Annotated in this window: 5 protein-coding genes; 4 read left to right on the forward strand and 1 reads right to left on the reverse strand. The window is 49.4% G+C overall.

Features of this window, described 5'->3' with window-relative positions; all coding sequences use genetic code 11:
* Nucleotides 1-129: 129 nt before the first annotated feature.
* The 4 genes from ACOMHB_RS22490 (at nt 130) to ACOMHB_RS22505 (ending at nt 11,828) form a co-directional block, all read left to right on the forward strand.
* Complete coding sequence (locus ACOMHB_RS22490; RefSeq protein ID WP_448218287.1) at nt 130-7,605, forward strand: AAA family ATPase; 7,476 nt, start codon at nt 130-132, stop codon at nt 7,603-7,605.
* Between the two features lie 355 nt (nt 7,606-7,960).
* Nucleotides 7,961-9,004 carry a PDDEXK nuclease domain-containing protein gene (locus ACOMHB_RS22495; protein ID WP_448218288.1) on the forward strand — a complete coding sequence of 348 codons (1,044 nt, stop codon included), beginning with the start codon at nt 7,961-7,963 and terminating at the stop codon, nt 9,002-9,004.
* Entirely contained in the window at nt 9,001-11,052 is a 2,052-nt protein-coding gene (locus tag ACOMHB_RS22500) for a type I restriction enzyme subunit R domain-containing protein (RefSeq protein WP_448218289.1), read from the forward strand. Before ACOMHB_RS22495 ends, ACOMHB_RS22500 begins: the two co-directional genes overlap by 4 nt.
* Entirely contained in the window at nt 11,052-11,828 is a 777-nt protein-coding gene (locus ACOMHB_RS22505; RefSeq protein WP_448218290.1) for a M48 family metallopeptidase, read from the forward strand. The genes ACOMHB_RS22500 and ACOMHB_RS22505 overlap by 1 nt, the downstream gene beginning before the upstream one ends.
* 178 nt (nt 11,829-12,006) lie before the next feature.
* On the opposite strand, the gene ACOMHB_RS22510 is transcribed toward ACOMHB_RS22505, so the two are convergent.
* Nucleotides 12,007-12,414, reverse strand: coding sequence for a type II toxin-antitoxin system HicB family antitoxin (locus ACOMHB_RS22510; RefSeq protein WP_448218291.1), 408 nt, complete (start codon nt 12,412-12,414; stop codon nt 12,007-12,009).
* Nucleotides 12,415-12,634 lie beyond the last annotated feature (220 nt).

The following is a 12,634-nucleotide window of genomic DNA, read 5'->3' on the forward strand; positions in this document are numbered from 1 at the left end:
TTTTTCGAGACTGTTGACTTCCCACAATGGCAACGAGCCAGTACCAAAATGAAACTTTTGTATTATTTGAAGGTCGAATAATTAAACAGTTTTAATGCAATCCTTCAGATGGTAGTAGTGAGGTTAACTATGGATGGTCAGATTGGTGGAGAAATTAACAAATCCGTTCCGGCTAGGCCAGCCAGGAGGTCAGGGCAGGATTTAGATTTACCATCAAACGTCAAAGCTGTCTGCTCTGGTCTCAATTACCAACTGAATCTATCGCCATCTCAGATTATGACACCTGACAGGACGAGAACCGTATCCTCAACGGATTCCCCGCTCCAAAAAAACCCTCATGCCTTCGATTTCCGTTTTGTCGCCAGTGATGATGAGGTTCGTCAGCTTTTGGCTGACCAGACCTGCGATAAAAATCGCGATGTCACGCTTATTTCCCACCCTGATGACCTTGCACAGGCTAACCTGGTGAGCCGGTTGACCATTGCCGGCAATGGTCGCCACGCTTTGCGCCCAGGCAAGCTCTTTGAAGGTTCACAGCCATTGACCCTGGTGATAGATATCCGAAAACTCACCAGTGAGGATCTGCCAAAATTTAACGATCTGCTGGACCCGGATAACCCCTGTCTATACGACAAGGTCAGCCAGAAGAAACGCCCTCTGGGAGAGCATGTTTCTCTGCTGGTTCTGGCAGCCCCTGAACAATTGACATCGGTTGGCCAGCATGACGAGGCACCTGCGGCCGGCGCTCCGGCGGCCGGCGCACCGGGCGCTGACTTCTGGCGGCGAATTAACCGACCGGGCAATACCTGGCAGTTCGAGGCTGAGACTGGCAATGAACCATCGATGGACATTGACCGGGCCCCACCGCTATTGCCTGAATTCCCCAGTGCCGAAAACGCCATGGACGACGACACTATCCTGGTTATTGACTGCCACTTGCACAACAACTGGCGACAATTACTGCTGGGTGCTCCCGGTGTCGATCAACAGGGGCGAATCCAGCACATTCCTGGCAGGCTTGAACAGTTGACATCCGGACAACGGGTGATACTGAAAGGCGCCGACTGGCAGGATCTGACCTTTGAACAGACCATTCGACAGATGCTGGTGCAACAGTGCTTTGAGAGCAATGGGGAAGTCTGTCCATTACCCAACGATGTTCAGTTTTATCAGATGCCGGTGGGGAAGGACGAGCTTCATTCGCTGTTCCAAAGTCAGTCTAAAGAGCACGCCGCAGAAAACCCGATCATCATTAACCAGCGGAATATCACAGAATGGCTGAGCCCGATTGCCATTACGCCTGAAGGCTATGCAATCCCTAACACCTGCCTGTTGGAACAGGTTAAGACGGGGCGTATCGTCACCGTAACATCTCCACTTACTGAAGCCCTCTGGTTTCGTTTGCTGAGTTCATTGCAAACCCTTCGCGAGACCACCGGCCCGGAGCCCCGACTTCAGGTGGCTCATACAAGACAGCAGCCAAAAGCCCTGGGATTGGCAGAAAACGATGGGCGCTTTCTGTCCAACCTGCATGAAAAAGCCAGGGCCCATGCCACCTTTGATACCATCACTTACCAGCAACATGCCCAGGCCAGTCATTGGATTAATCATCAGCCACAAGCCCCTCTGGTCATTCAGGTCAATGAACAGACTGGCTTCACTCAGCTCTTTGATAATATCCATATCGCCTCGGAACAAAAGGCGCATTTCAGACGATCTCAGAGTGAGTTGCAGGAGGCATTAACCGCTGGCAAACCCGTGGTATTCAGGGGACTGGAAAGTAATCCAAGGCTTCAGCAGCTTCTGGAACCCCTGGTTATTGGGCAACCTCTGTTGGTGAATGGCCAGTTGCAGGCCTATCCACGAGCTCATGTCACAATACTCTGGCCTGAGTCTGTGAAAAGCGCCTCTTCAGTATTTCATGGGATGGTCGCCACGGGTAAGTCCTGTCCTGAGCTCGATCTCTGGGATATCAATGCCCGCAGGCATGGTATCGTCCGGACTGAGCTGCCAGAACAAGCGCTTAAACAGCTTTACAAAGCGTTTAAAACCGTACCTGACCTCCTTTGCAGCCCTCTGCCTGAAATGACCGAAGGGCTGTTGAATAATCTGATACTGGCTGCTCGTCGAGCACAGCAGGTTGACCACTCCCTGCAGCTCCTGCCCCGCCACTGGCGCAAGGCCATCAATAGTGTCATCACCCATGGCATCCGGCAGCATCCGTCCGTGCGGGATTTTATGAAAGTGGCCTGTTGGCACTTGTTACCGGATAAGACGCCGGACGAGGATCAAGCCGCCTCCGCAGACCCGGATCAGTTAGCTGCCATCATCAATAGCGACCCGCGACTGGATAGAGAGTTTGTCAAACGGAACCTGTGGCAACTGGCCCGAGCCTTTGACCCGGCAGTATTTATAGGTACCGAATTACAACTGTCCTATGAAAGTCCATTTCCAGAGTCGGGTGAAAAAGAAGTTATGGACAGGCTCTGTGCCATGATCCTGGCCCACGCGCCTGAAAAACAACGAGATGCCATAGCGTATCAGTTGGCAGTCGATCCGGCGGCAACAAAGCCCTGGCAATCCTTAGCCATCGAGCCAACAAGACAGATTAAACGTTTGCAAGATGCACTGGCTTCTGGCTGGCACTTACCTTTGCACTCAGGGCAGACTCGATCCGATGCCATCCACGGTCTGGCCAGCGATTGTTTTCATAGGGCCAGAACAGCGAGTTCTGAGGCAGAAGGCACTGAACGCATAGAAAATCGCCTGTCTGAATCACTGAAATGGACGGGTTCCGCTGATGAGCCTCTGTCTGCACTGGCCCGGGATCTTTATCATGGCGTGACCAATCAGAAGGATCGTGAAAGTCGTCGATTATCCCGGCTCCATGACCGGCTTAAAGACTCCCCCGTTATATTCCTCGAGGGAGAAACCGGCACTGGTAAAAGCTACTTTTCCGCCAAAATGGCAAAGGCTTCAGGACAGGCTTCGGTCATTTCTCTTGGACCTTCTGACAGCGAACAGACCCTGATGAAACGCTGGCAGTGGCAAAAGCATGCCGATGGCGACCGCTCTATGGCGCAGCAAAACCGGGCATTGATGAAATGGGCCAAGACCGAATCCAACAAAGACGGAGTATACATCACCCTGGTGCTGGATGAGGCTAACCTGACCCAAGCCGGATTGCTGGCGTCATTGAACGGCCTGTGGGAACCGCAACCCTGCATCTATGTGAATGGTCATCCTGTCAAGGTCAGCGAAAAACACCGGGTAATTCTCACCGGCAACCCCGATCATTACGCCGGGCGCCAAATGGATCCGACCCTGAAAGAGAAACTGCCCAGAGCTTATTACCCGCGTTTGGATCAGGCTTTCCTTCGGGACAGAGTAGTGGAACCGGCTTTGCTCAGTCAGTTACAACGGCATCAAATAAACGACATTGCACACATTGCCAGCAAGAGTGTGATGGCACTGTGGCAATATTATCAGGAGCTGTTGCCCGAGCATGAGTTTACTCCCAGGGATTTAACCGACATCTGCAGCTGGGTGGGTTGGTATCTGGATCGTGCGTTATCCAAAGGCGACAGTGCCAGCTGTAAGCAAGTGAACAGTTTGATCCAGCAAAGTTTCCGGGATGTCTTGGGTCCCGAAATCAGCGAGACTCAACAGGATGCTCTCTCAGCACTGGAAATCTGGTTTGCTGCCCGTTACGAACTGGACAACACCCTGCGAGACAGAGTTCATAACCACACCCTGCCAGATATTCTGCAGGACTTCAGAACATTGACCAAAGAAATCCGACCTGAGTTTGATACCTCCGGATCGGCAGTCATTGATCTGGCGCAAGGGCTGGGACAGGATTTAAGCCGCTGTCAGCAGGCTTATCATCACGACAGAAAACACGGCGGTCGTCAGGCAACGCTGATTGAAGGTCCGGCCGGACGGGGTAAGGATGCCACGCTGAATCTGATGATCGAAAGTGTCAAACAGCAAGCTAAAGAACGGGAAGAAACCATGCCAAAGGTCTTTCCCCTGAATGCCTGTGATTGTTCCTGGGAGCAACTGTGTGAAGTGATCCAGAAAGCAAAAGTAGAGGGCGGCATCGTGGTAATTTCAGAAATGAACCTGATCGACAGCCAGCATCTGGAAGGTGAGTTAAACGACATTCTGGCCGGTGACGCCCATCCGGGTTTCCACCTCTTTGCCACCATCAACCCTCCTGAGTACAGCGGGCGAAAACCTTTGTCACCGGCGCTGAAAGGGCGCTTCAGACATTTGCCCATCCGGCAGTACAACCCGGCAGAATTACAGACCATTGCCGGGAAAGTGTTGCCAGAGTCCTTAGAAGGGACATTCGTCGCTAAAAAGCTAACAGAAAAACATTGTCTTTTAAGGGCTCACCTGCAACGCAAAAAACTGCCGTTACAGCCAACCAGTCGTGATTTACAAAACGTCGCCAGGGCTGTTATCAGAGCAAGGGATTTTACCGAAAACGGACTGAATCAATGCTTCCAACGGCACTACCGGCTTTACCTGATGGCAGCCAGGCTGACGCTGGAAGAACTGCCCGGGTCATCGGCTATTGCCATAAGTAACGAAGCACTTGATACCAGACTTTGCGAATGGTTCAACCAAAGGGTATCAGGTATTGATCGACCCTGGTTGATACGACGCAGTTATTGCAACAGTACGGATGAAAAACGCCATGAAATTCGTATCAAAACTGATCTGAATGGTGAGGAAGCCAGAATGGAAATTATCAGGATGCTGGCACGTACCCGCTGGCAGACATCGGGTCTTTCAGTGAAACCGGATGAATCCGACGATATTCTCACCCAGACACTTTACCGACACTGGCAGCAACGCTGGTTTGACCGTGAGTATGGCCAGTTGGGCGTGGACGCTGATAGCGTATTTCCCCTCACGAATGCACAGAAACAAACGCTGAAAACGTCAACCAACCAGCCTTATCTTGAGGCGGCTGACCAGCAGATAAGGGCGTGGAAAGCCAGTGAAGTTCAATGGTGGCCTGCGTTCTGGCATCAGATCAGTGATCTGCTGAACCATTGTGTGAACGATCAGACTCACGAAGATATAACGATTGACGGTGATAACGCTCCTGAAGAATACATCTCAAAAGCTCGCGGGAAACAGGGTAAGACCCTGGACCGTGACACGGACTATGAGTGCAGTAAGAAGTCAAAAGTCGACGACTATAAAATTTTTGACACGGATTACCCTCGCCATATGTATCGCCTGCAGGCTGAGGATATTAGTGTATCTGCCGGGGGTGAGGTCGTGCTGACCGAAATGAGTGATCAACACCTTCAGGGGACCGAAACCCTTATACCCGAAGAGTTACCGGGGCGTAACCAGGAACTGACGTTAGCCAACAACCAAACACTGGCAAACTACAAAGCGCCATCAAGCAATGGTCAATATGCATTGCCCAGTCTGACGCCTGAAGACTATGTCGTGGCCCTGCGTATTGAACCCGCTTTGCCGTATACACTGCTCAGGGATCGATATACCGGGCTGCACACACTGTCAGTTCCCGAAGCCAAAGCCGGTCAGATTATTGAATTTACTTATGTCGTGGAACCCAGAGAGGCGAGCAAAAAAACACTGACTAAAAAAGTCCAGCCAGCACAATCAATAGGTTTTGACGCCCGCTGCTCCAAAGGTATGGAAGCAGTATTGAACAAACTGTTTGATGAGGTTGAACAACAACTGCCTGAAATAAAGGTGCCTTTGCAGGCAATAATGAACGCAAAAAGCACGACGCAACGCATTGAGGCGATCAAGGACTATTGCCAACAGTTCTCCGGTACCGCCGCAGCAGAGAGCAATGAAAATTTCTTTCAATTCCTGGTAACAAAACGGCAAGGAAGCTGTCGTCATCGTGTGCCTGTTTTTGTCGCTTTATGTCGCTACTTCGGGATTCCGTGTCGGAAAATTCGCAACCCTTCTCACGCCTTTGCCGAGTGTTCCATGGATAGAGGCCAAACCTGGAAGTCAGTGGATTTGGGCGGGGTGCCTTTAGAGGTAAGAAAATTCCCATCTGACTTTCAGCACAACAAAAAAGTCAGTAGTGATTTAAAGAAGGCGAGGGATCTCCTGCAGGGTCTTCTGAAGGGTGCTGATTCAGCACAACAACAAACTTTGGCTAAGACCTATGGTCTGAGCCTTGAGGAACTTAACAAGGTCATTGAGACAGGCGGCGCATTACCAGAAAAAAACCTGGATATCCGCGAAACAGTATTGAAGCTTTGGGAAGGAAAAGATTTAACCGGTTTCTCCCTTGGGATCTCAATTTTAGAGTCGCTGGAGACAAAAGCATTGACCTTTCGCGAGTGGCAACTGGTCGGTAAGTTTTTTTATCGCGATTGGCCTTCCAGGCCGATGTCGGCGGTTGTCAAAAAAATATTATCTAACGGTGATGAAGTGCGGATCATTGAACAACTCCAATCATTGCATTCAAAAATAATTGTTCAGGGTGGAGCAAACTACCTCGACTGGTTGGGCTCAATGGTGGATATACTTGAGGACACTGACTTGACCAACCCCTCGATTATTCGCTTTGCCCTTAAAGTTCTGAAATTGGGTTGGCTGGATCCGGATCCAGTGCCAAGGTATAGCCGCAGCATTATTATGCCCACTCAACATCACGAGCTGTTGATGCGTCTGAAAGGTGTCGAAGAACTAAAGGTTGAAGCTATGAATTGCCTGAAAATGTGGCATCAGACATTACTGAAAAGGGGGAAAAATAGCCATAACTGGCGGTCGATTTATAAAGACTTTCTGAGGAGAAAAGGCAATGACATGCTCGTCAGTCATTGTCACGAAGGGGCTTCGCCATCCCTTAATGATAAAATTACCAACCCATCTTTAGATACCGCCTGGACGGATGACCCTAAGGGTGTTCCGAATATAGAACGAATGCTGGTGAACCAGCCCGCATTTGTGCAGTTGCGCTCGGTCAGAGCCAGACACCGTCCGCTGATTATCCTGGGCCACCCTTTCCTGAGCAGCACATTAATTGATAAAAAAGCCCAGGACCTGTTGCAACTGAAAGCTAAGAAAAACCCTGATTTAAAGCGGTTATTGGAAAAAGTCAAACAGGATAATGTGGTCTCAAACCGAGGCTATATGAATGGTATTTACAACCACTACAGACCCATTTCTGAGTCTGGTGACGTGTTACACAAGGACGCAGAGTTTGCCAGTGATTTAGAGAACAAATGCAAACAGGCGATTCTTCAGGCCTTCTGTCATTACCTGTATGAATTGACACACTCGAAGGGTGGTCGTTTAACCTATTGTTGGGGCGATGCTCCTGTCCGGTTTGAGACTCATCGGAACCACTATGGCGCCCATGACCCATCTTCCCCGGAAGAGCTGTATGCCATGTTCTCTGAAATTGATCGATCCGAGTGGTTTGAGAAATCGGTTGATGATACCTACTTACGACAGACACTGGGCGACAGTAACGCCCTGGTACTCAGATCTGCGGAGCTGATAAAAATTACCGAAGAGTTTTTGAGCAGTGTGAATTTGAATTCGCTTTGTGACGCAGTGATGGACCACGTAGTAGCCGGATCGTGATGAATTTTTCGAGACCGGTGATTTCCTTTAATCAAGAGTGTTCATAATCATCAATTCATGATGCAAAAAAGCAAGAGATACGCATCACGAGAGCAGCAAAAACAAAATTGCATAAAATAAATACTGCATTTTTTATTAAACTATTACTATCGTACTGCAATACTCTCCTCAGACTTACGATCCAGACTCTTTTTATGCCAACAGAAAAAAATTGCGACTGTACTCAGTTCTGCTGATAGTGAGCTAGAACATCTGGAACAAAACTTGCCAATCTCAAACAAGAGAAAAAATCTCTGATGCAACAATTGCTAACGGGCAAGCGCCGGGTAAAAGTGGAAACACAGGAGGTCGCCTGATGAGCGAAAGCCAGCACGACAAGCTGCTTAACAATATCCGTAAGCTGCTGACCCAAGGTCGCCAGCAGGTGGTGACGGCGGTCAATGCCGCCATGGTGCAGACCTACTGGGAAATTGGTTGCCTGATTGTTGAGGATGAACAGCAGGGCGAAACCCGTGCGGCTTACGGCAAAAAGGTATTAAAAAAGCTCACCGAAAGCCTCAGCCGGGAGTTTGGCAAGGGGTTTGATCTCACCAATCTGCGAAAAATGCGGGCATTTTACCTCTGTTTTCCAAAACGAGACGCACTGCGTCTCGAATTGTCATGGACCCACTACAGAGCACTGACACGCATCGAAAATGAACGGGCTCGCCAGTGGTATATGAAGGAAGCTGCTGAGCAATGCTGGAGCGCCCGTGCCCTTGAGCGCCAGATGGGGACACTGTACTACGAGCGCCTGCTGGCGACCCAGGACGGAAAGCACGGTTTGCAGCCTGTACTGGCAGAAGCCGAGCAAAAGACCTCGGTTCTGCAAGACACACCGCAGGACTACCTGCGTGACCCCTATATTCTGGATTTCCTCAATCTGCCTGCTGGTTCAGTTCAGGAAAATGAGCTTGAGCAGGAGCTGATCAACAATCTGCAAAAATTCCTGCTGGAGCTGGGCAAGGGTTTTGCATTTGTCGAGAGGCAGCAACGCATCAGCACAGACGATGGCGATTATTTTATCGATCTGGTGTTTTACAACTTCCATCTCAAGTGCTTCCTTCTGATCGACCTGAAAATGCACAGGCTCACCCATCAGGATGTGGGGCAAATGGACATGTATGTGCGCATGTATGAAGAGAAAAAACGCCGTGGGGATGATAACCCCACCATTGGCCTGATTCTCTGCTCCGAAGGCAATCACACTGTCGCCAAATATTCTGTGCTGAACGACAGTCAGCAACTGTTTGCTTCCAAGTACAAGCTGGAGTTGCCCAGTGAAGAGGAGCTGCGCCTGCAACTGGAGCAGCAGCGGCAGCAGTTGTTGAGCCAGAAGACAGAAGAGAAAGAAGATTGAACTTGCCTTTAAGCCAGAATGATAAGTTCGGGACAGCCAACAAGCTACCGGATTGCTACAACGACAGCCCGGATATCATTGTGCTGGTTGATGAAGGGCATCGGAGCCAGAATGGTGAAAACAATATCCGTATGCAGCAAACCTTACCCAAGGCGGCGTATATTGCGTTCACTGGCACACCTTTGCTGCAAGATGACAAAACTGAAAACAAGTTCGGTAAGATCATCCACTCTTACACCATGCAGCAGGCAGTTGAAGATGGCACTGTAACACCATTGTTGTATGAAGAGCGTATTCCTGAACTTTCTACCAATGACAAAGCCATTGATGCGTGGTTTGATCGAATCACCGAGAAGCTGACCGAAAAGCAGCGTTCAGACCTGAAAAAGAAATTCGCTCAAAAGGGACAGATTTATCAGACTGAAGGTCGGATTGAGTTGATTGCCCATGATATTTCCGACCACTTCCAGAACTTTAAGCAGCAGGGGTTAAAAGGCCAGCTTGCCTGCGACTCCAAGGCTTCTGCCATTCAATACAAAAGAATGCTGGATGAGATTGGCAAGGTCACGTCTGTTGTTGCCATGTCACCACCAGATACCCGTGAGGGGCACGACTGTGTTGATCAGGAGAGTACCGATCTGGTGCAGAACTGGTGGAAAGAAACCGTTGGCAGTCAGGATGAGAAAGCCTATACCAAGAAAATCATTGCAGAGTTTGGCGAGGAAGATGGGCCAGACATTATGATTGTGGTGGATAAGCTTCTTACGGGTTTTGATGAGCCAAAAAACACGGTGCTCTATATCGATAAGCCCCTGAAGCAACACAACCTGATTCAAGCCATCGCAAGGGTTAACCGCCTGCACAGCAAAAAGCAGTTTGGGTATCTGATCGACTACAGGGGCATTCTCAAAGAGCTGGATGCCACCATTGAAAAGTACCAAAACCTGGCGGAACGCACTCAGGGCGGATTTGATATAGATGATCTGAAAGGTCTCTATAACCGCATGGACACCGAATATAAAAAGCTACCGAGCTTGTATGCTGATCTGTGGGCTATTTTCGATAGCGTCAAGAACAAGCAGGATGGACAGGCTTTACGACAAGCATTGGCTCCCAGGATTGACACCGTTGATGGACAGCTTACGGATACCCATCTGAAAAAACGGGATGATTTTTATTCGGCACTCACCGCATTTGCCAACTGCATGAAGGTTGCACTGCAATCTGCGACTTACTTTGAAGACAAAAGTTTTGACCTACTATTTCCTGGAACCTATACCACTACCCGCCAGCATTACAAAGATACGCTGAAGATGATGTCGCAACTGCGTAAGCAAGTGCGGGAGGATGCAGAAGAAACCGTTGATTACGATGAGTACACAGACGATATCCGGGCATTGCTGGATAAGCATATTGGCGGCGTTGAAGTCAGGGAGTCTGAAGGCGTTTATCTGGTTGGCAACATGGGCAAAAGCACCAAGCCTGAGGAAATGACCGACGACGAAGCCCGGAACCAGAAAGATAAGATTACTGGCCGCATTAGCAAGATGATTGATCAGGATCTGGCTGATGACCCGTATGCACAGGAGTATTTTTCAAAGCTGTTGAAGAAAGCCATTCAACAAACCAGGGATATGTTCGACGCTCCGGTCAAACAGTACCTGATCTTTGCTGACTTTGAACAACAAGTGAAAGAACGAAGAGTTGAAGGCATTCCAACAGACCGGTTTGAATCTCTGGAGCCCAACATCAGGCAACAGGTTCAAGCGTATTACGGGTTGTTCCTGAAGCACCTGGGTGAACAACTACCTCCTGAAGGTCACGATACTCCATCGGAAGCTCAGTGCTTTGAGCATGCATTGAAAATTGATGAAGTGGTCAGGAAGTCTGTTGCCGAGTTCAGCATTAACCCACAGGAAATCGAGAACCAAATTACTATTGGCCTTCTGCCACTGCTGTTTGGTGATATCGGGATTGATAAGGCTCAGGCATTGATTACGGATGTTGTGCAAATCACACGGTCAGGTTTGTCAGGACTTAACAAATAATGGCATCCGTCGGTTCCGATGAACGTTCCAGGGAAGAGTACAGCTTTGTCTATGGAGATGAAGCTGTATCCTATGAGGTTGTCAGAAAGCCTCACCCTGAGGGAAAGAAACGAAAGATCAGTATCCGTGTTCACCCCGACTGCCAAGTGGTAGTCACTGCCCCTGATGATGCGGTCAACTCCGACATTCATGATGCAGTCCTTAAGCGTTCAAAATGGATATGGAATGCCCTGATAGAATTCAGAAACCATCAAAAGTTCGTGCAGAACAAACAGTATGTCAGTGGTGAAATGACCTTTTACCTCGGCAGACGTTATGTGCTGAAAGTGGTGGAAGATAAAGAGTCAACGGCTTCTGTAAAGATGGATCGAGGGAAGCTGCTGGTCACACTGCCACGGTTTGATAGTAATAAAGGCAAGCTAGTCAAAGGACTGCTTCAAGACTGGTATAAATACCGGGCGGAGATCATTTTTCAGGAGCGCTTAAACCACTTGCTGCCTCAAGCTACATGGGTCACAGGCATCCCCGGCTTTCGCATTATGAAAATGCAGAAACAATGGGGTAGCTGTTCTGCAAAAGGTTCTCTACTACTCAACCCTCATCTGGTGAAAGCCCCAAAGGAATGCATTGATTATGTCGTACTCCATGAGCTGTGCCATATTGCTGAACATAACCACAGTGAGCGCTTCTGGCGTTTACTGACCCAGGTTATGCCGCACTGGAAAGAAGTCAAAAGTCGTTTGGATGGGATGGCTGAATTGTACTTGAACGAATGAACTATTTTTTGCGGTGATTATCGAACAAGCGTAAAAACCCGTACTTTGAGAGGCTGTCAAAAAACTCTGATTCCCATGCTTTCAGGCCTTTGGGTCCCAGCGCAGGAACCCATACCCATCTCGCGCTGCAGAGTAGGCTTTTCAGGGGAGGCATGCATTCCCACGCAGAGCGAGGCTGTCAACCCATTGAGCGCAGCTTGGCGCGGGCAATTTCCTGAAGGAAACCAGAGCGGGTTCGGTATGCCGGGTCAGCTTCCACCAACTTGTCGATCTGCCGCAACAGCAGGACCGGCAAAGTGATGTTGATACGCTCTGACTTGCCCAGGAATGGCGTGATGTCGACATCCACCAATGCCCAGATACCATCTTCGTAGTCAAGGTTATTCTGGTGGTCGGCGATGCGGCCTGCTTCAGGTATTGTCATTTCATCTTCCGCCAGGATCTCAAGATGGCCTTCGATGGCTTCTTTGACGTTTGCCAGGGCTTCTTCGATGCTGTTACCGGCGGAGAAACATCCTTCGATGTCCGGCACCATTACGCCATAGCTTTCGCCGTCGTCTGTATGCAGAACTACTGGATATTTCATGGTTACCACCTCCGGGGGGTTCATTATGCCTTTTTGGGCCGCTGCGGTTTCACCCGGTCCGGCACCTCAGTATTCATTAACAACCTATACACTCAACCATGACTGGGTAGCACTGACAACTAACGTTATAGTCCACTGGATAGCACTGACAACTACACTTATTGTCCTTTACTGGTTTCGGGTAACCCTCCAAATAGAACTTTTCTCCTGTCTGAAGGTC

The sequence above is a fragment of the Endozoicomonas sp. 2B-B genome, assembly GCF_053470045.1.